Source organism: Kibdelosporangium phytohabitans (assembly GCF_001302585.1).
Classification (GTDB): domain Bacteria; phylum Actinomycetota; class Actinomycetes; order Mycobacteriales; family Pseudonocardiaceae; genus Kibdelosporangium; species Kibdelosporangium phytohabitans.
Genome location: NZ_CP012752.1, coordinates 6,920,169 through 6,940,086, shown reverse-complemented (window position 1 = coordinate 6,940,086; position 19,918 = coordinate 6,920,169). Strand labels below are relative to the sequence as shown.

General features: G+C 69.1%; 17 protein-coding genes. 3 read left to right on the top strand and 14 right to left on the bottom strand.

Annotated elements, in window-relative coordinates; translation table 11 throughout:
* Positions 1–121: 121 nt before the first annotated feature.
* The 13 genes from AOZ06_RS31165 to AOZ06_RS31105 all read right to left on the bottom strand — a co-directional run bounded on the left by AOZ06_RS31165 (position 122) and on the right by AOZ06_RS31105 (position 15,565).
* The gene (locus AOZ06_RS31165) at positions 122–547 is read right to left on the bottom strand and encodes an SgcJ/EcaC family oxidoreductase (RefSeq protein WP_054292660.1); all 426 of its coding nucleotides are present in this window, start codon (positions 545–547) and stop codon (positions 122–124) included.
* 31 nt (positions 548–578) lie between these two features.
* Positions 579–1,790 carry an acyl-CoA dehydrogenase family protein gene (locus AOZ06_RS31160; protein ID WP_236951797.1) on the bottom strand — a complete coding sequence of 404 codons (1,212 nt, stop codon included), beginning with the start codon at positions 1,788–1,790 and terminating at the stop codon, positions 579–581.
* A gap of 4 nt (positions 1,791–1,794) precedes the next feature.
* Positions 1,795–2,673 (bottom strand): TIGR03560 family F420-dependent LLM class oxidoreductase, encoded by an 879-nt coding sequence (locus tag AOZ06_RS31155; RefSeq protein WP_054292659.1) that lies wholly within the window; start codon positions 2,671–2,673, stop codon positions 1,795–1,797.
* Between the two features lie 36 nt (positions 2,674–2,709).
* Entirely contained in the window at positions 2,710–3,963 is a 1,254-nt protein-coding gene (locus AOZ06_RS31150; RefSeq protein ID WP_054292658.1) for a cytochrome P450 family protein, read from the bottom strand.
* 32 nt (positions 3,964–3,995) lie between these two features.
* Positions 3,996–5,198 carry an acyl-CoA dehydrogenase family protein gene (locus tag AOZ06_RS31145; protein ID WP_054292657.1) on the bottom strand — a complete coding sequence of 401 codons (1,203 nt, stop codon included), beginning with the start codon at positions 5,196–5,198 and terminating at the stop codon, positions 3,996–3,998.
* A 196-nt stretch (positions 5,199–5,394) separates the two neighbouring features.
* A complete protein-coding gene (locus AOZ06_RS31140) occupies positions 5,395–6,705 on the bottom strand; it encodes a condensation domain-containing protein (RefSeq protein ID WP_054292656.1) in 1,311 nt (436 codons plus the stop codon).
* A gap of 13 nt (positions 6,706–6,718) precedes the next feature.
* Entirely contained in the window at positions 6,719–8,470 is a 1,752-nt protein-coding gene (locus AOZ06_RS31135; RefSeq protein WP_054292655.1) for a non-ribosomal peptide synthetase, read from the bottom strand.
* A 159-nt stretch (positions 8,471–8,629) separates the two neighbouring features.
* Entirely contained in the window at positions 8,630–9,550 is a 921-nt protein-coding gene (locus AOZ06_RS31130) for a metallophosphoesterase family protein (protein ID WP_236951796.1), read from the bottom strand.
* Positions 9,551–9,573: 23 nt separating this feature from the next.
* Positions 9,574–11,091, bottom strand: coding sequence for an FAD-binding oxidoreductase (locus AOZ06_RS31125; RefSeq protein WP_054292654.1), 1,518 nt, complete (start codon positions 11,089–11,091; stop codon positions 9,574–9,576).
* The gene (locus tag AOZ06_RS31120; RefSeq protein WP_063810146.1) at positions 11,088–11,804 is read right to left on the bottom strand and encodes a DUF2306 domain-containing protein; all 717 of its coding nucleotides are present in this window, start codon (positions 11,802–11,804) and stop codon (positions 11,088–11,090) included. Before AOZ06_RS31120 ends, AOZ06_RS31125 begins: the two co-directional genes overlap by 4 nt.
* A complete protein-coding gene (locus AOZ06_RS31115; RefSeq protein ID WP_054292653.1) occupies positions 11,801–12,853 on the bottom strand; it encodes a DUF2855 family protein in 1,053 nt (350 codons plus the stop codon). The genes AOZ06_RS31120 and AOZ06_RS31115 overlap by 4 nt, the downstream gene beginning before the upstream one ends.
* A 16-nt stretch (positions 12,854–12,869) precedes the next feature.
* Positions 12,870–14,177: an aminotransferase family protein gene (locus tag AOZ06_RS31110; protein WP_054292652.1), complete on the bottom strand. Its 1,308-nt coding sequence runs from the start codon at positions 14,175–14,177 to the stop codon at positions 12,870–12,872.
* Complete coding sequence (locus AOZ06_RS31105; protein WP_054292651.1) at positions 14,174–15,565, bottom strand: FAD-binding oxidoreductase; 1,392 nt, start codon at positions 15,563–15,565, stop codon at positions 14,174–14,176. The genes AOZ06_RS31110 and AOZ06_RS31105 overlap by 4 nt, the downstream gene beginning before the upstream one ends.
* A gap of 202 nt (positions 15,566–15,767) precedes the next feature.
* Here AOZ06_RS31105 and AOZ06_RS31100 point away from each other — a divergent pair, with 202 nt between their 5' ends.
* Positions 15,768–17,363 carry an MFS transporter gene (locus AOZ06_RS31100; protein ID WP_063810145.1) on the top strand — a complete coding sequence of 532 codons (1,596 nt, stop codon included), beginning with the start codon at positions 15,768–15,770 and terminating at the stop codon, positions 17,361–17,363.
* Between the two features lie 30 nt (positions 17,364–17,393).
* Positions 17,394–18,557, top strand: a complete 1,164-nt coding sequence (locus AOZ06_RS31095; RefSeq protein ID WP_218921805.1) for an epoxide hydrolase family protein — start codon at positions 17,394–17,396, stop codon at positions 18,555–18,557.
* A 63-nt stretch (positions 18,558–18,620) separates the two neighbouring features.
* Here the strand turns inward: AOZ06_RS31095 and AOZ06_RS31090 are convergent, their stop codons facing one another.
* Complete coding sequence (locus AOZ06_RS31090; protein ID WP_054292650.1) at positions 18,621–19,523, bottom strand: DUF4352 domain-containing protein; 903 nt, start codon at positions 19,521–19,523, stop codon at positions 18,621–18,623.
* A 232-nt stretch (positions 19,524–19,755) separates the two neighbouring features.
* Between AOZ06_RS31090 and AOZ06_RS56965 the strand changes: the two genes are divergently transcribed.
* Entirely contained in the window at positions 19,756–19,914 is a 159-nt protein-coding gene (locus AOZ06_RS56965; RefSeq protein ID WP_157233356.1) for a hypothetical protein, read from the top strand.
* The last annotated feature ends 4 nt before the right edge of the window (positions 19,915–19,918 follow it).

Sequence of the window (19,918 nt, the reverse complement as noted above, 5' to 3'; positions counted from 1 at the left end):
CACGCCTGACATCGCCCCAGCCAGGCTGGGCAGCAGGACAGAGCGAGGACTTCGGTTTGCGTGGGGCGTGGTGGAAACGACCGGCTCTGGCGATCAAGCCCCGCCGAGCGGAGCGAGACCGTCAAATACTGTGGACAGGGGTGTTCTGGTACGCGGCCAGCCGCCACTCCGAGCCGTGCCGCACGGCGACCCACGAGGCGTGGATGGCCTGCTTGTCGTTGGTCTCGGTCTCGCCTGCCTCCAGCACGCCACCGCGGGAGAGCAGGATCGCCGCGTTGTCGCCCAGCGTGCGCATGCTGATCGGCTTGCCGGTCACCTGCGTGCCCTTGTAGCGGCCCTTGTACGCCTCGGTCATGTACTGGCGCACTTCCTCGCGGTTGCGGCAGAACACACCGGCGAGGATCATGGTGCCGTTCTCGATGAACGTGTCGGCGAACTTCTCCGCGTCGTTGTACGCCCACGCGGCGACCACTTTCTGGGTCAGCGCCGCGATCGCGGCCTTGTCCGCGTCGGCGGGCTCAGTGACGAGCTCAGCGCTCACACTCATTGCGGTGTCCTTTCCGGACTCTCAGGTGCGGTCAGATGTAGAGCGAGTTCGGGGCGAGGCCGCACAGCACGCGGCCGTACAGCTCGGCGTTGGTGTTCGGGTGCATCAGCGCGTGCTGGTAGACCGCGTGGACGTCACGGGCGATCCGCTGGATCGGGACGTCGCTGTAGATCGACGTGCCGCCGCTCGCCGTGGCGAAGATGTCCACCGCCTCCCGTACGAGACGCACCGCCTGACCCATGTCGGCACGCGCCAGGACGCGCTCCTCGGTCTTCCACTGCGCACCCTCGTTGCCCTTCGTGTCGACCAGGGTGGCGAGGCGCTGTGCGTGGAAATCGGCCTCGTCCAGCTTCATCGAGGCCTCGGCGGCCTGCAGGTGCGTCAAGGGGGCGGCGGCCTGGTTCTCGTAGTCGGTGTAGGTGATCTTGCGGCCGGGCAGGCGCTTGAAGAACGCCTCCCGTGCCGCCTTGCCGATGCCGAGGATCGGGCCGATCGACGACGCGGCGGCGACCGGCAGCAGCGGGACCCGGTAGGCCTTGGACTCCGCGCTGCGCTGCGACACCGGCTCGCCGTTGAGCGCGACCGGCAACGGCAGGATCCGCTCCCGCGGCACGAACACGTCGTTGGCGACCGTGCTCACGCTGCCCGTGCCGCGCAGGCCCGACGTGTGCCAGTCGTCCACGATGAGCAGGTCCGACATCGGCACGAGGCCCATCACCGGGTACGGCTCGCCCTCCTCGGGGATGAGGATCGCGATGATCTCCTGCCACTGGCTGTGGTGTGCGCCGCTGATGAACTGCCACTTGCCGTTGACGACCATGCCGCCGTCCTTGGGCGCGGCCATCGCGGTCGGGCTCAGCGTGCCGCAGACCCGCACGTCCGGGTCGGCGAACACCTCGTCCTGCACCTCGTCGGGGAACATGCAGGCCATCCAGCCGGGGATCTGGTACACGGTCGCGACCCAGCTCGCCGAGCCGTCACCGCGGCCGAGTTCCGACAGCACCTCGACGAGCGTGCTGGTGTCCACTTCGTACCCGTCGTAGCGCTTGGGCTTGCGCAGCCGGAACACGCCCGCGTCGGTCATCGCCTCGATGACCTCGTCGTGCAGCCGCCGGTTCTCCTCCGACCACGGCGCGTGCTTGCGCAGCAGCGGCACGATCTCGGACGCCTTGCGGACCAGTTGCTGCCGCGACGGGAACCCGATCTTCGTCACGTTGTCCTCCACGTTCTGCGATTCGTTCACGGCTCTACTGGTCGTCGCTCAGGCTGGGCAGCACCTTCTCGCCGATGAGCTCGATCTGCCTGACCGGGTCGGCCGTCGCGACGATGCCGATCACGGTCTGGATGCCCTGCTCGCCGAGCTGGTGCAGCGTGTCGAGCAGTTCGCCCGTGCCGCTGCCGTCGGCCACGTCGAACGGCAGGCAGCAGGTCTTCTCGATCCGGTCGTAGTCCCGCCCGGTCTCCGCGCAGATCTCCCGCAGCCGGGCGAGCTGCGCGGGCATCTCCGGGGTGGGGTACAGGTTGCACGCGTCGGCGTACTTGGCCACCAGCCGCAGTGTCTTCTCGCCACCGCCGCCGAGCAGGATCGGCGGGTGCGGCCGGGTCAGGCTCTGCGGCACGCCGAGCACCCGGTCGAGCTGGTAGTGCTTGCCGTGGAAGGCTTTGTCCGTTCCTTCCGCGCCCGTCCAGTACGCCAGCAGGATCCGCAGCGTCTCGTCGAGCATCTCGAACCTGGTCGCCACCGAAGGGAACGGGATCCCGGAACCCGTTGCCTCGTCGGCGTTCCAGCCGACGCCGAGGCCGACGCCCGCCCGGCCGCCGGACAACAGGTCCAAAGTGGTGATCGTCTTGGCCAGCACAGCCGGGTGCCGGAAGTGCACGCCCGCCACCACCGGCGAGATCCGGCAGCGCCGGGAGTTGGCCGCCAGCACCGCGAGCGTGGTGAAGCACTCGAGGTACGGCTGGTGCTCGCCACCCGCGTTGAAGCCCTGCCAGACGTGGTCGCCCGTGCTCAGCGACACGTACCCGGCCTCGTCGGCCACGCGGGCGAACCGCGCGACCGTCTCCCCGATGGCGGCCGGGCCACCCGGCCACGCGAATGCACCCAGTTCCAGTCCGATCCGCACGCCTACCTCCTCACCTAGTCACCGGTCACTGGGAATTCAGGCGTTCACGGCCGCGGCCGCCCGCAGCCGGACCGGCAGCGTGGTGTGGCCGTTCATGATGAACGTGGGCAACGGCTGCAGCTCGTGCGGCTCGACCGCCAGGTGCAGGTCGGGGAACCGCTCGAACAGCGACGGCAGGCCGATGCCCGCGACCAGCCGGGCGATGCCCGCGCCGAGGCAGTAGTGCGGGCCGTGCCCGAACGACACGTGTTCCTTGCTCTGCCTGGTGATGTCGAACTCGGCCGCGGTCTCGCCGTGCAGCGACGGGTCACGGCCGAGCGCGGCGTAGTTGATCAGGATCGGCTCGCCCTGCTTGATGGTCAGGCCGCCGAACTCGACGTCGCGCACCGCGAACCGCAGCGGCAGGCTGGCCAGCGGGCACTGCACCCGCAGCGTCTCCTCGATCACGTCGCTCCAGCTGGCCTCGCCGGAGCGCACGAGCGCGAGCTGCTCCGGGTGGGTCAGCAGCGCGCTGACGGCGTTGTCCAGGAAGTTGATCGTGGTCTCCGAGCCCGCGCCGAGGATGGCGAAGAGCGTGTCGCAGAGCTCCTGGTCGGACAGCTTCGCGCCACCGTTCTCGTCGTCGCGCACGGCGATCAGGTCGGTGGCGATGTCCTCGGCGGGGTTGGCCCGCTTGTCCGCGATCAGGTCCTCCATCGAGGCGCGCCACCCGGCCAGGATGCCCGCGGCCTCCTCGGGGGTGATGTCGATGTCGGCCATCCGGTCCATCGCGATCGCGGCCTGGCGGCGCTGCTCGTCCTTCATCCCGATCAGGTTGGCCACCAGCAGCGCCGGCAGCGGGTAGCAGAACTGCTCACGCAGGTCGACCTCGCCGCCCGACGCCGCCGCGGCGTTCTCCACGCCGTCGAGCAGCATGGTCACCAGGCCGGTCACCTGCGGGCGCAGCTGCTCGACGCGGCGGCCGGTGAACGCCTTGGCGATCAACCGCCGCAGCCGCAGGTGGTCGGCGCCGTGCGTGGTCGAGATGTTGTCCATCGCCACCCAGCTGATCAGCTCCCAGCCTGGGGAGATCTCGCCCTTCTGGAACGCAGGCCAGTGCGCCCGCGCGCTCTTGGTGACGTCGGGGGACGCCAGCATCTGTTTGGCGATGTCGTAGCGGTTGACCCACCAGGCGTGCACCCCGCCCGGCAGTTCGACCTTGACCGCGGGCCCCTGGTCGCGGAGCTTGGCGGCGTCCTCGTGGATGCCCCGGCCACTGCTGTCGAGTACCGGGCAACGGTTGGCGTTCATGCGTTTTTCCTTCGACGTGTGGACGGGACAGTTCAGAGGAGTCCGAAGTGGGCCTTGGCGAGTTCGCGGTTGGCCATGGAGGCGAGGAACGTGCCCAGCCCGGCGTGGCTGTGCAGCATCGACATGTCACGCCAGACGCGCTCGAACCGTTCGCCGGAACGGATCGAGCTGGACCCGGCGGTGGGGAACAGCTGGCCCTCGACCGCGCGCCAGCACAGCCGCACGGCTTCCCGGCCGATGAGCGCCAGCCGCAGCTCCTCGGCCCTGGTGATGGCGGCCCCGCCGCGGGCGGCGAGGTCGCTCCACTGCCGGACGGCGTCGATCACCGCGGCCTCGGCCGCCGCGATCATCCCGGTCGCTTCGCCGTACCGGAACTGGAAGTCGGGGTCCTCGGTGCGCGGCACGATCGGCATGAACATCGTCGTGCGCGACCGCATCAGGTCGGCGTACGCGTCCAGCGCGCCCTTGGCCATGCCGACCGCGAGGATGCCGAGTTCGAGCAGCATGAAGCTGAGCGGGCCGCCGCCGTACTCCGGGCTGTGCAGCGCCCTGCCCGGCAGGTCGGCGGTCGCGTCGACCATGCTCAGGAAGCCTTCGCGGGTGTGGTGCTCGGGAACGAACGCGTCGGTCACGGTGATGCCGTGCGACCCGCTGCCGCGCAGGCCGAGCTGGGCGCCCCAGTCGTTCTCCAACCGCCACGACTCACGCGGGACCACGAACATCAGCGGCGTGGGCTCGTGCCCGTTTCCTTGCTGGACAAGGGTGTGGCCCATGAAGTGGGTCGCGTAGGGAGCACCGGAGCAGTACCGCCAGGTCCCGTTGACCACCCAGCCACCGTCCACACGGGTGGCACTGCCGCTGGGCGCGACCGTCGCCGGGCAGATGAAGTCGCCGACCGCGAACAGTTCCCGCTGCGCCTGGTCACCGAACAGCGAGCCGACCACGAGTGAGTGCGCCGCACCGAACATGTACAACCAGCCGCTGGACGGGCAGCCGCGCGTGATGGCCATGCAGACCCGGGCGAAGGTCTCGGCGCCGAGTTCGAGACCGCCGTAGCGGCGCGGCACCAGCAGCCGGTACAGCCCGGCCTCGACGAACTCGTCGTGGGTCTCCGGCGCGTAGTAGGTGCGTTCCTCGGTCTCGGCCTGCCGGTCGACGAGTTTCGCCGCGATCGCCTCGGCCCGCGCCACCACCTCTTGTGCGGTGCGATCAGGCTGGGTAGTGGTCGTTGTCATGGCGTGCGAGCTCCTAGGCCGTGTCTCGAAGTCCCCGGTCGATGAGAGCCGGGATCGGGGCGGTTCCTGGCGTCACCGCCGGAATGCCGGGGTACTGGTTGTCTTGTGGCTTTTCGGCGGTGGCGCCAGGGACCGCATCCGGCCCGGCTGTCGCGACCGGGGGCTTTGAGACACGGCCTGGTCCCGTGTTGGCCGGTCACGTCAGGGCCGAGCGCAGGCGGCGCTGGAAGTCGGTGGCGATCTCGACGATCGTGCTGTCGTCGAAGCAGTTGCGGTTGTACTTCAAGCTGCCCGCGATCCGCCCGGACCGCAGGACCTCCAGCGCCCACACGCCGCCGTTGGGGATGTTGGCCGCGACCGCCTGCGACACCCGCCGGTCGCGGATCGCCGTACCGGTCGCGTCACCGAACACCAGGTCGTCGGCGAAGTCGGGGTGTTGCAGGACCTCGAACGCGGCGACGGACCCGTTCGGGTCGCCGAACGCCTTCGTGATCTGCGGCGCCGCGGACACGATGTCCCCGAACGGGATGTCGTTCGCGTACGCCTCCAGGCACGTCGTGCGCACACGCGTGACGGCGTCCCGCAGGTGCCGTGCGCCGGACAAGTCCGTCAGCAACGGCACGAGGTTGAAGAACGGGCCGACGGTGTCGGTGAACCGGTCGTCGTACCGGCCGGCGGTGAAAGTCGGGATCATCACCTCCGCGACCCCGGTCATGTCCCGCAGCTGCAACTTGTGCGCGGCGAGCAGGACCATGAACAGCGTGCTGCGCATCGACCTGGCGAACTCCTTCGCCATACCCGACAGTTCGTCGTCGATGACGAACCGGTGCGCGGCGTAGACGTCGACCGTGTCCGGTGGCAGCGGCCGGTCGGTCGGTATGGCGACCATGCCCGCGCCGGCGAGTTTGCCCCGCCAGTACTCCACCTGCTCGGGCGTGGGGGAGCCGTACTGCCGTTGCCACTCAGCGAACTGCGTGTACTGCGGGGCATGCGGCAGGTCGACCGGCTTGCCGGTCACGCGCGCGGTGTAACAGGCGGCGAGGTCACGGACGAGGATGCCCATCGACCAGCCGTCGGTGCCCGCGTGGTGCGTGGCCAGGACGAGGACCGAGTCCTTCTCGTCGAACCGGCCGAGCACCGCGCGCAGCAGCGGCAGTTCCCGGACGTTGAACGGCTGCGCGTCGATGTCGTTGAGCAGCGCTTCGGCCTCGTGGTCGCGATTGGCGTCGTCCACACCCAACACAGTCAGGTGCGCCGCGGTCGCGGGGTGCACGACCTGACGGCCGCCGCCCGCTTCGCTGCCGTCACGTTCGAGGGTCGTGCGCAGCACACCGTGCCGTGCCACGACATCGTCCAACGCCCCCTGCAACGCGGCGATGTCCACCGGCCCGGTCAGCCGCCACGCGTTGACCAGCGTGTGGCGTTCGCCGAAGGCGCCGTTGACCTCGTGGCCAGAGTCGAACGCCAGCAGGAACTCCTGGTTGAAGGACAGCGGTGATCCGGTCATCCTGGTGCGCCCTTCACTTGGTTGCGACGGGGACGGACTTGGCCAGCCAGGTGTCGAGCTCGCGGACGGTCGGCGCGTTCAGCACGTCACCCACGGTGGTGCGGACGCCGGTGCCCTTCTCGATCCGGGCCGCGACCCGTGCCGCGAGCATCGACTGCCCGCCGAGGTCGAAGAAGCTGTCGTCGATGCCGACCCGGCCGACCTCGAGCACCTCGGCGAACAGCGCGCAGAGCATCTCCTGGCGCTCGTTCACGGCCGGCTCGTAGGCCGCGGCCTGGTCGAACGTCGGCTCCGGCAGCGCGCGCCGGTCGATCTTGCCGTTCGGCGTCAACGGCAGCGCGCCCACCGCGACGAACGCCGACGGGACCATGTAGTCGGGCAGGTGGGCCTTCGCGTGCGCCCGCAGCTCCGCGATGTCCACTCCGGACGGTTCGGGCACGACGTACGCGACCAGGTGCTTGTCACCGGATCCGGCTTCCCGTGCCACGACCGCGACGTGGGCCACACCCGGCCGGGCCGCGAGCACGTGCTCGACTTCGAGCGGTTCCACCCGGAAGCCGCGGATCTTGATCTGGTCGTTGATCCGGGACACGAAGTCGATCTGGCCGTCGCCGGTCAGCCGCACCAGATCCCCGGTGCGGTACATGCGTTCGCCCTCGCCCGCGAACGGGTTGCCGACGAACCGGTCCGCGGTCAGGTCGGGACGGCCGAAGTAGCCACGGGCGAGCCGCCGTCCACCGACGTAGAGCTCACCGACGGCCCCGTCCGGCACTCGATCGCGGTTGCCGTCCAGCACGTACAGCTCCACGCCGGTCATCGGGCGGCCGAGCGGGATCCCGTCGCCGGACTCCGGACGGGCCACCGGCGCGGTCGTCACGAACACCGACAACTCCGTGGCGCCGTACATCGCCCGCACGACCAGTCCGGGGCAGGCGTCCATCACCCGGCGGACCGCGGCCGCGCTGATCACGTCACCACCGGTGAGCACCTGCCGGACTCCGTTGAGGCAGTCCGGGGATTCCTCGGCCAGCAGCCGGAACAGCCCGGCCGTGAGGTGCAGCCCGGTGACGCGGTGCTCGGTGACCACCTGGCGCAGGAAGTGCGCGTCGAACTCGCCGGGCGGCGCGAGGATGACCTGACCACCGCGCAGCAACGGCACCCACAGCTCGTAGACCGAGACGCTGAACGCCGGTGGCGCGATCGCCAGCACGCGGTCGAATCCACCGTCGCCCCAGCAGGAATCCTCGATCATGCCCAGCACGCCCTCGTGCCGCACGGCGACACCGACGGGCTCACCGGTCGACCCTGAGGTGTGCATGACATAGGCCGTGTTGTCCGGCGAGACCGGGACGACAGGGTCCGTGCCCGGCATCTCGGCGTACGCCCGCTCGGCGTCCGCCTCGATCAACAGACGTGCCCCGGGAAGCTGCTTCGCCTCCCTGTCAACGAGAAGGACGGGCCGACCGGCGTGATCCATGATCTTCTGCATGCGCTCACGCGGGTACGCTGAGTGCAGCGGCATGTAGAACCCGCCGGTCTTCAGCACGGCGAGCAGTGCGACGACGAGGTGCGCCGAGCGTTCCATCAGCACGGCGACCGGGGTCTCCGGTCCGGCGCCGTACCGTCGCAGCCGGTGGGCCAGCTGGTTGGCGCGTGCGTTCAGCTCGCGGTAGGTCAGCTCGTCCTGGCCGCAGGTCACCGCCACCGCGTCCGGTGTTCGCGCCGCCTGCGCGGCGAACTGGCTGTGTACGGAAGGGAAATCCATCCTCTGCCCCTGTGCGCGATGGTGTCGGGCCTGTGCGTCCATACTTCGGATCCGGCGGCCCGACCGGCAACTTCGGTATTGCGTGAACAATGGCCTGGTCCGGGCAGCATCGAATGGCCCACACCCGAATGTCGAGTGTGGACCTCGCGATGTGCGCCGTCAGGCTATGTGCTCGTGGCGCCGGTCACGGGCGCGCGCGAACTCGATGTTGGGACGCACCGGGTCGAACACGTCCACGTACAACTCGGGGCGCATCCCGTAGCGGCGCCACTCGAACGGATAACCGATCGACGCCTCGACGTGCGGCACGCCGTTGACGCTGATGGTCCGGGGGATGTGCAAGTGCCCGTAGACCACGGCACGGGCGTCGTAGCGGTATGCCCAGTCGGCCGTGGCCGTCGTGCCGCACCACAAGGAGAACTCCGGGTTGCGCAGCACGGTCAGCGGGTCCTGCACGAGCGGCCAGTGGTTGACGAGTACAGTCGGTCCGACCGCGCCGGCGAGCCGCTTGCGCGAGTACTCGATCCGGGCCGCGCACCACGCCTCCCGGGTCGGGTACGGGTCAGGGTGCAGCATGAACTCGTCGGTGCACACCACGCCGGTGCTGCGCGCGAGCTCGAACGCCTGCTCCTTTGTGTACGTTCCGGGCGGCAGCATGCTGTAGTCGAACAACGTGAACAGCGGGGCCACGGTGACGCCGACCTCGCCGTCCCAGAACACCGGGAACGGGTCTTCCGGCGTGGCGATCCCGAGCGAGCGGCACAACGCCACCAGGTGGTCGTAGCGCGCGACGCCCTTGAGCTGGCACGGATCGCCAGGATCGGTCCAGAGTTCGTGGTTGCCGGGTACCCAGATGACCTTGGTGAAGCGCCCGGCCAGCAGCCGCAGCGCCCATTCGATCTCGGCCATCTGCTCGGCGACGTCCCCGGCGACGATCAGCCAGTCGCCGGGGTGCCGTGGCTCGATCTGCGCGCAGAGCTCCCGGTTGGCCTTGTGCCCGATGTGCAGGTCGCTCACGGCCAGCAAACTCGGGCCGGTCGACCGGATTTCGCGGTGGATAGGGCTGTCCAGCCTGCTCACGCGCTACTCCTTAGTGCTGGGTGCTACTCCGGCAGTTCGATCGACAGCACGTGCCGGAACTCGTTTCGCGGGTCGTATTTCTGCTTGACTTGTTGCAGTCGCGGGTAGTTGCCCTGGTAGTAGAGCGTCGACCACGGGACACCGGAGGTGTTCCACTCGGGGTCGGCCAGGTCGCGGTCCGGGTAGTTGATGTACGCGCCTTCGTTGGCGTCGTTGGTGACCGGCACACCGCCCGTCTCCGCGTACACGTCACGGTAGAGCGCGCGCAGGTTGCCGATGTGGTAGTCGTCCTCGGCGGGGTCCCACCAGGAGGACAGGTACGCGCCCTTGAGCACCGAGGAGCGCTGGGCGACGGCGGTGGCCTCGGGCGGCAGGGCGTTGACCTGGCCGCCGTAGCCGATGAACATGAAGAAGATCTTCTTGGGGTCCTCGGTGTCCAGGTGCCGGTAGGCCCTGGCGATCTGGTCCTCGGTGTAGGCCTTGCGCAGGTACGCGGACTTGAGCTTGAACCGCGACCCGCCGAGGCCGTTGTGGTCGGCCCGGTTGGCGTGGGTGAAGTGGTACAGCCACGACACGACGTCGTCGCTGTGGCGTACCGACGGTTCGACGTCCACGCCTTCGCAGACCGCGTCGAAGAACTCGTTGGTCAGCTCACGCGCGCCGGGGATGTCGTCGTCGATCAGCGATCCCACGGTGATCACGTCACTGGACTTGTGCGTCGCGCAGAAGAACGCCGTCAGGTCGGCCTCGCGGCTGCCCGGAACGCTGTTTCGTTCGAACCAGGTGCCGTAGTTGCGCAGGATCCGCACGAAGTCCTGTTCGGTCATCTTGTCCCACGGCCACATCAGGTAGCCGTTGCGCCAGGTGGTCGGGGCCGGTGGCAGCAACTGCGCGGGATCGTCGGACACCGCGCCGCGGGTGCGCAGCCAGTACCTGGTCACCACGCCGAAGTTGCCGCCGCCACCGCCGGTGTGCGCCCACCACAGCTCGTGGTCGGGGTCCGCCGGGTCGTCGGTGGCGATGACCGCCCGTGCCTGGCCGGAGGCGTCGACCACGACGACCTCCACCGCGCACAGGAAGTCCACAATGGAGCCGTACCGGCGGGACAACGGGCCGAAGCCGCCGCCGACGAGGTGCCCGCCGATGCACACCTCGATGCACTCACCGACCGGGACTGTGACGCCCCACCGCTTGTACAGCTCGGTGTAGAGCGCGCCGACCTTGGCGCCGGGCTGGATCGAGAACGCCCGCCGCGCGGGGTCGAACTCCACCTCGGTCATCAGCGAGACGTCCACGAGAACGCCGCCGTCGGTCGACGCCGTGCCCTCGTAGCCATGGCCACCGCTGCGGACCGTCACGCGTTTGCCCTCTGCCACGGCGTCGCCGACCGCGGCCACGACGTCCCCGGTCGTCTTGGGGTAGCAGATGTAGTCCACATCGGACACGAACCGCTGGTTGAAGCCGCACCGGACCGCGTTCTCGTACCTCGCGTCACCCGGGGCGATGACCGCGGTGGTGTTGCTGGGCGCTGTCCGGGTCATGCGGTGGCCTCCTGGCGCCGCCAGCGACGGATGTCGGCACGGTTCTCGGTGCGGTAGATCCACCACTGCACCAGGTACATGTTGACCACGAAGCCGACCCACCGGACGGCCTCGAAGATGTAGAGCATGTCCACGCCCGGGATGGCGAACAGGATGTTGGCCAGCACCACGCCCCACACGTTGTTCATCAGGATGGCGAAGCTGTACAGCATCAGCCTGCGGTGCTTGGTGAACTTGCGCTGGCGCGCCCGTACGAACGCCATCACGGTCACGGCCACCCAGGTGATGGTCGCGATGGACACGCCGATCTGGCCGACGACCGGCGCGAACCGCACGATCGCCAGGCCGCAGATCCCGCAGATCACCGCGGACACCACGTAGATCCGGCCGCTGACCCGGTGGAACCGCGGGTGGTTGGTGCGCATCCACGGCCACAGCTGGAACACGACCAGGATCATCGTGACGGTGCCGAAGAACATGTGCGTGAGCAACAACGGCCAGTACAACGGGAAGCCGTCGTGCGGCGGGATCGGGGCCTTGGCCTCGTTGAGCTCGCGGAACGGGCTGAGCTGGTAGATCAGGAAGCCCAGCACGACCAGCGCGAGCGGGATGATCCACGGCCGCCGCCAGAACACGGGTTTGGACGGCCCGCCCGTCGTCCGGCCCGGCGGGTCGGCGAGCTGGTCGTCCGCGGGGACTGTCCCGGTGCTCATGGCCGCAGCACCGCCCCGACGGACGGTGAGAGCTCACCGGCGAGCACGGTGCGGAACGACTCGGCGATCGCGTCCGGGCCGCTGCCGTTGCGCACGACCAGCCACGACTTCGTGCCCGCCAGGAACTCCTGCTCGGCCGCGCGGTAGCGGGCGCGGTACTCGTCGGTGCCCACCTCGGCCATGATCTGCTGCTCGACGGCGGGTGTGAAGTACAGCTGCGGTTCGGGACCGTCGAGCTGTGGCGGCGCGAACGACTCGCTGGGGTGCGTGAAACCGGCAAGGACCGTGCCGGTCAGCCGGGCGCCGGCGTGCTGGTAGACCGCACGCATCCGGTCCGCCGAGTTGGTGAAGTCGACGAAGAACGCCGAGTCCGTGACCGCGTCGGTGCCCAGCTCGTCGTAGGCCACCACGTGGTCGTAGAACCCCAGGTCCTTGACGAACGCCTTGTGCGCCCCGGAAGTGATACCGGTGGTCGACACACCGTCCTGCTTGGACAAGAGGTCGGCCAAGCCGATCGCGGTCTTGCAGGATGCGCTGCTGATCAGCACCGACTTGACGCCCGCCGCGACTTGCTGGCCGACGTAGCCGGCCAGGGTGAACGAGCACGGGAACAGCGGGTGCAGCAACGCCCTGCGGTCGTCCAGCTCGTCCGGCGCCGCGATCTCGTAGGTGCGGTACCAGTCGTGCGGCACGGCCTGCTGCGCCGAGTCGACGAAACCGCCCGGCACGATCTCGGGTGTGACGGTGTGGTGGGTGGACATCGGCAGGTACCCGAAGTACCGGCTGCCCTCGGCCACGTCGGGGGACCGGGACTCGGCAACGGTGGCGAAACCCCACACGGGCACGCGGCCGAACCCGTCCGGCCCGGGGAACACACCGAAGAACTGCATCGGCGAATCGCCGAACAGCGCGTACGTCGCCGTGACCGTGGTGATGCCGAACCGTTCGACGGCAAGGCGCACCTCGCCCGGCCGCAACGGCGCGAGCGCGGTCTGGCGGACCTCGTGCGAGGTCAGGTCGTTCCTGGCGATCACCAGATCCCAGCTCATGGGTGCTCCTCGTCTCTCAGCTGACTTGGGCGATCGCTTCGCCCACCACGGAACAGATTTCGTCGAGCTGCGCGGGAGTGGTCACGAACGGCGGGGCGACCATGATGCCGTAGGGCATGCCGCGCACGATCACGCCGCGCTCCCAGCACGCGGCTTCGACCAGGTCGCCGATGCCGCGGTTGTCGGGGTCGGGAACGCTGACGCCGCACAGCAACCCGACGAGGTTCACCGTCGCGCGGTCACCGATCGCGTCGGCCAGCCCCTGCCGGAACTGGACCGACAGCTCCTGGATCCTGGGCAGGAAGTCGCCCTCGGTGAAGTGGGTGACGGCGGCGAGGCCCGCGGCGGTGGCGATCGGGTTGCCCGAGAAGGTGTGGGTCGTGCCGAACGCCATGTGGCCGTCGCCGTCGCGGAACGGCCCGGCGACGCGCTCGTTGATCAACAGCGCCGACAGCGGGGCGTACCCGCCCGACAGGCCCTTGCCCGCGCAGATCATGTCGGGGATCACGCCGACGGTGTCCACGCCGAAGTTCTGGCCGCTGCGGCCGAACCCGGTGACGATCTCGTCGAAGACCAGCAGCACGCCGTGGCGGTCGCAGATCTCCCGCAGCTTGGTGAAGTACGAGGGGTGCGGCGACTGGAGCTCACGCAACTGGCTGACCGTCTCCACGAACAGCGCGGCGACCTGTTCGGGGCCCTCCAGCTCGATGGTCTGCTCGATCAGCGCGGCGGCCCGGTCGGCGGCCTCTTCGGCGGTCAGGCCCCACTCCCGCTGCATCGCCTCGGGCGACAAGGTGTGCACCACGCCCGGCATGGGCGCGCCGAACACCTTGACGCCCGACACCCCGGTCAGGCCCAGCGACCCGTAGGTGGCGCCGTGGTAGCTCGTGTAGTGGCTGATGACCTTCTGCTTGCCGGGGTTGCCGGTGATCGCGTGGTACACGCGCGACAGCCGGATCGCGGCCTCGATCGCTTCCGAGCCACCGCTGAGCAGCTTCACCGCGGTGATGCCCTCCGGCGCGATCCCGGTCAACGCGTGCGCGAGGCGCAGGGCGTTCTGGTTCGTGCCGTGCAGGGGCGGTTGGAAGGTCAGCCCGCGGCGCAGCTGTTCGGTCATCGCGGCGATGATCGGCTCGCAGTCGTAACCGAAGCAGGTGACGAACACGCCGGACAACGCGTCGATGTAGCCGCGGCCACGCGCGTCGAACAGCTGGATACCCTTGCCGTACTCGAAAATCGTCGTCCTCGGCGTGAACGGCAGCTCCGCGCAGAACGACCGTGTCTCGGCCGGCCAACGGAACTGCGCGTGGGTCTCGGCGGTCATGGTACTTCCTGTCCGGTGTCGGATTCTGGTGGCAGAGGGGAGATGTCGGCGCGGAACAAGCCGTCCGGGTCGACCATGGCCCGTACCCGGTCGACCTCGGCCGCTTGTGCGGCGTTCAGATGCGCCTGCGGCTGCTGGAAGTCCTCCACGAAGCTGGGCACCACCCGGCCGGAGTCCCACGGCGCGAGCAGCCGCCGCGTCTTCGCGCAGTGCTCCCGCAGCGCGGCGACCGCGTCCGGGCTGAACGCCAGGCCCGAACCGGCGTACGAGTAGCTCGCGGCCACCCGGTCAAGGACGCCGCCCGGCTCGGCCGGGTGCGCGTAGGCCCCACCTAGCTGCCGCAGCCCGGCCGCCACGAGCGGCGTCCCTGATCCTTCCCCCGCCGCTTCGAGGAACTGGGCCGCGCCGACCGGCCCCATCTCGTCGAGCAACATGTGGTCGCCGAGGAAGGGCAGCGGCTCGGACGGGTCCATGTGCGCCCGCAACACCTCGGACGGGTCGCCTTCCTGCCAGGTGTCCAGCACCGGCTCGCCGATCGCCCGCAGCGGGCCGAGCAGGTCCTCGGCGTTGCGCCGCGCGGGATCCAGCTGGTCGGCGTGCACCACGCCGTCCACAGCGAACGTCGTGCGCCCGGCGATCTCCCGCGGCACATCCGGGACGTCGGGCAGGTTCATCACGCGGACCGACGTGGTCACCGTGACGGGGGCGTCCTTGGCCCACGCCAGCCACGCCTCCAGCAACCGGTCGGCGAGCGATCCCGGCCAGTAGGCCGCCCCAGTGATCACCCGCGTGACGGGGAACAACGCCAGTTCGATCGCCGTCACGACACCGAACCCGCCGCCACCGCCCCGCAACGCCCAGAACAGCTCCGGATCGTGGTCCGCGTCGACACGCCGGTGCTCGCCGTCCGCCGTCACCAGTTCGACCGCGCGCACGCCGTTCGCGGCCAAACCGGCCATCCGGCCGTACACGCTCAACCCGCCCCGCAACGCGTAGCCGACCACGCCGGTGGTGCCCGACGAGCCGTGCGCCGCGGCCAGTCCGTGCGGTTCGGTCGCGTCGACCACCTGGTGCCACGGCGTTCCGGCCGGAACGCGGACGACACGGCGCCGCGGGTCGACGGTCACCTCACCGTCCATTGTGGTCCGGATCAGCATCCCGCCGAGCACGGGCCGCGCCGCGCCCGCGCCGTGCCCCGTGGAGATCACCCTCAGCCCCAGTCCGTGCTCACGGGCGTACCGGATCGCCGCGCGCACGTGCTCCGGTGTCCGGACCGTCGCGGCTGCCGCCGGTTCGACGACAGCGAAAGAATTGAAAACGGCGGCGGCAGCGACAAAGCCGGGCTCCCCTGGGTGTGCGACGATCGAGTCACTGCCAGCAAACGTCATCCTCACACTCCGTTTTTCGTCGTGCGGCGTTTTGCCCCAGCCAACTATGGCAGTGGTGGGACGGCCGTACTTCTTCGATGCTGCCCAATACCGGCGGGACTGTCGTAACCGCTGGTCGTGGCTTGTAGATTCTGGGCGGTCGATGAGTTCGTCGAACGGCAGATCGCCGTATTTCCCGCGCTTGTATAGGGGTGATCGATCGATGACGTCCAATTACGCGCCACCCGTCGCACGGATGCGGGAGTGGATCGGACTCGGCGTGATGTGCATCGCCACGTTGTTCATCGCGGCGGACTCGTTCGTGCTGATGCTCGCACTGCCGCACATCGCGGCCGGGCTGAACGCCGACGGGATCGACCAGCTGTGGATCGCCGACATCTACGGGTTCGTGCTCGGCAGCCTGCTGATCACGATGGGCGGGCTCGGCGACCGCGTCGGCCGCAGGCGGCTGCTGCTGGTCGGCGCCGCGTGTTTCGGGATCGCCTCACTGGTCTCGGCGTACGCGGGCAGCCCGGCCGCGCTGATCGCGGCACGCGCGTTGCTCGGCCTGGCCAGCGCGGCGATGGTGACCTCGATCCTCGGCCTGATCCGCACGATGTTCCAGCAGCCCAAGCAAATGGGTGTCGCGTTCGGGATGTGGGCGTCCTCGTACACGATCGGCGCGGTGGTCGGCCTGATGGTCGGCGGCGTGCTGCTCGCGGACTACTGGTGGGGTTCGGCGTTCCTGATCAACGTGGTCGCGGCGCTGATCGTGCTCGCACTCGGACCGCTCACGCTGCCCAAGCAGCGCGGCGAGTCGACCGGCAAACCGGACTGGATCTCGTCGCTGCTGTCGCTCGCGGCGATCCTGCCCGCGGTGTGGGGCGTGAAAGAGGCCTCACGCGACGGCTGGCAGCTGCTGCCGATCGCCGCGATCCTGCTCGGCGTGCTGTTCGGGGTCGCGTTCATCCGCAGGCAGCGTTCGCTGGCCACACCGTTGCTGGATCTGAGTTTGTTCCGCAATCCGAAGTTCACGACACCGCTGCTGGCGTTGTTCGTCCAGGCGCTGCTGACCGGTGCCGTGCTGTTGTTCGTGATGCTGGACTTCCAGCTGGTCGAAGGGCTCACCCCGTTGCAGGCCGGGCTCGCGCTCGCGCCGGGTCTGGTGCTGAGTTCCTTGTGCGCGCCCGTGGTCGGCGCGCTGGCCCGCCGGATCCGTCCGGCGTACCTGATCGCGGGTGGTGAGACGCTGGTGATCACCGGTCTGGTGCTGGTGATCCTGGCGGGCAGTTTCTCCAGCCCGGTCATGTTCATCACCGGGTTCGCGTTGTGGTCCGCGGGTGGATCACCGCTGCTGGCGGTCGGCATGACGCTGATGGTCGGCTCCGCGCCGCCGGAGAAAGCCGGTGTCGCGTCGTCGATGCCGCAGGTCAGCGCCGAACTGGGGAACTCGATCGGTGTCGCCGTGATCGGCAGCGTCGGCGTGGCGCTGTACAACGCGCGGATGACCGACAGCCTGCCGCCGCAGGTACCGTCCGATGTGGCCGCCGCGGCGAGCCAGAGCATCGCCAACGCGGCGCAGTCGGCGGCCGGGCTGCCGCCGGACCTGGCTCAGATCGTGCTCGACCACGCCCGTTCGGCGTTCACCGGTTCGCTGCAGCTGATCACCGGCTTCACCGCACTGGTCCTGGTCGGTGTGCTCACCATGATCGTGGTCAAGCTGCGCCAGGTGCGCCCGCTCGGCAGCGAGGAACCGCCGGACGGGCGGCAACCGTCGCAGAAGGTCGCTGTTGCCGACGAGAACACAGTCAATCAATGATGTCCGCTGTATATCGATAGGTGTTGACGGATGAGCGAAATACGTCCTTTCCGTATTGATGTCCCGCAGCAGGACATCGACGAACTCCACCGCAGACTCGACGCCACCCGGTGGGCGGACGAGATTCCCGGAACGAGCTGGGAGCGCGGTGTTCCACTGGGATATCTGCGGGAACTCGCCGAATACTGGCGAAACGACTTCGACTGGCGGCAGGCCGAGGAGTGGCTCAACCAGTACCCGCAGTTCACCACCGAGATCGACGGGGCGAATGTCCATTTCCTGCACGTCCGTTCGGCGGTGCCGGACGCGAAGCCGTTGATCCTCACCCACGGCTGGCCCGGCGGTGTGGCCGAGTTCATCGACATCATCGGCCCGCTGACCGACCCGGCCGCGCACGGCGGGGACCCGGCGGACGCGTTCCACGTCGTCGTGCCGTCCATCCCCGGCTACGGATTCTCCGGACCGACCGGCCAGAAGGGCTGGAGCATGAGCCGCGTCGCCCGCGCGTGGGTGGAGCTGATGCGGCGCCTGGGCTACGACCGGTACGTCGCGCAGGGCGGCGACTGGGGCAAGGTCGTCTCGCTCGAGATGGGCCGGATCGACCCGGAGCACGTCGTCGCCGTGCACATCAACATGCTGGTCACGATCCCGCCCGACGACCCCGGCGCGCTGGCGGACCTGTCCGAGGAGGACCAGCGCAAGTTCGAGCACACCGTGTGGTTCGCCGACGAGTGCACGGCGTGGAGCCGCCAGCAGGCGACCCGGCCGCAGACCATCGCGTACGCGCTGACCGACTCGCCGATCGGCCAGCTCGCGTGGATCACCGAGAAGTACAAGGAATGGGCGGACACGACCGACCGCGTCGAGGACGCGATCGACCGCGACAAGCTGCTGACGATCGTGTCGACCTACTGGTACACGCAAACCGCGGGATCCAGCGCGCACATGTACTTCGAGACCATGCACACCATGGCCGAGCACATCAGGACGTGGGGCGGGCCGTGGCCGTTGACCGTGCCCGTCGGCGTCGCGGTGTTCCCGGCTGACGCGACCCGGCCGATCCGCAAGTTCGCGGAGAAGGCGCTGCCGTCGATGACCCGGTGGACGGAGTTCGACCGGGGCGGGCACTTCGCCGCGCTCGAACAGCCCGAGTTGCTGGTCGGCGACATCCGGGAGTTCGCGAGGACGGTGTAGCCTGGACCGCGGGTGATCACCTCGGGCGGTCGGTGATCACCCGGGGGCCGTCACAACGGCCACTCACCCTGCGGGGCCTTGTTGCTGGCCGGTCCGGTGAGCACGAGCCTCGTGCCCGGTTCGAGTGTGGCGTCGAAGGCCACTTTGCCCGTGGCGGACTTGCCCGGCGCGAGCCTGGCCGACCGGAAGCCCTCGTGGGCGGCACACCGTTCTCCTGTTACCGTCCTGTGTGGACATGTGGGGGCCGTCGGACTTCTGCAGCTTGAGGTAGGTGGAGTTGATGTAATAGTTGCCCGCCTTGGCCTCGTACTTCAGCTCGGCGACCACGAACGATCCGCTCTGCGGAACGGAAGCCGGGTCGACCCCGCCCTTGGACTCAGCGACCGACACGAGCGTCACGGACGCGGTGTCACCGACCACCTTGTGCGTCAGGGACTTGTCGATCTCCTTCTTCACCGCGCCGTCACCCATGACGGGCTCACCGCCCGACAGTGGCCACTGGCCGACGATCAGCCCGTTCACGTCGAGGGCCAGCAGCACCAGCTTGGGGTCGTACTCGACGTCGAACGCCGGCGCGCCACCGACGGACTCGCCCGCCGTGAGCTGGGTGCCCGCCGGGATTGGCCGGTCGGAGGACATGGCGGACCGCCCGCTGCCGTCGTTGAAGGAGACGGCCTTGCCGTCCGGGACCCGGACTTTGAAGTCGAGCGTGTTGACACGGTAGTTGCCGCCCGCCTTGTGTTCGAGCCGCACGTCGACCGCGACGAAGTTCCCGCTCTGCGGCGCCTTGGCGTGCCGGTCGCCCTGGAAGGACTCGCTGACCGAGATGAGCGTGACGACGGCGGACCCGTCCTTCTGGCTGAGGGTCAGCGATCGCCGACCTCCCTCGCGGGGCTTTGCCTGGCCTCGCCGGACCCAGTCTTGCCCGACCCGGGCCCGGACCCGGCTCCGGACTCGGACGAGCAACCCGAGGTGAGCGCCACGACCACGAGGAGCGCGGCGGCGCCGAAGATGCTCACGATGTTTTTCCGTTCAATAGCCGGAAACTGGTGAGCAGCCGTCAAGGACGACCGTGACAACGGCACCGCAACGGCGATCCACCACACGCAACGAACACAGAAAAGCCGAACTTTGTGTTCACTGCGGCGAACTGGAGGACTCCGTCCGGCGGCCCATTGCCACGTGCCAGGATGGCCGCGTGATCACCAACGCGGCCGAAGAAGCCGACGAGCCGAGTTGCCATCTGCTGGAGTTCCGGGTGCCACCCGGTGGCGTCCGCCGTCATCACGTGCCCGCGGCCGGGTCAGTCGCGGGATTGCGCAAGAGCTTCGACGCGGTGGACGACGAACGGCTGTGATCGC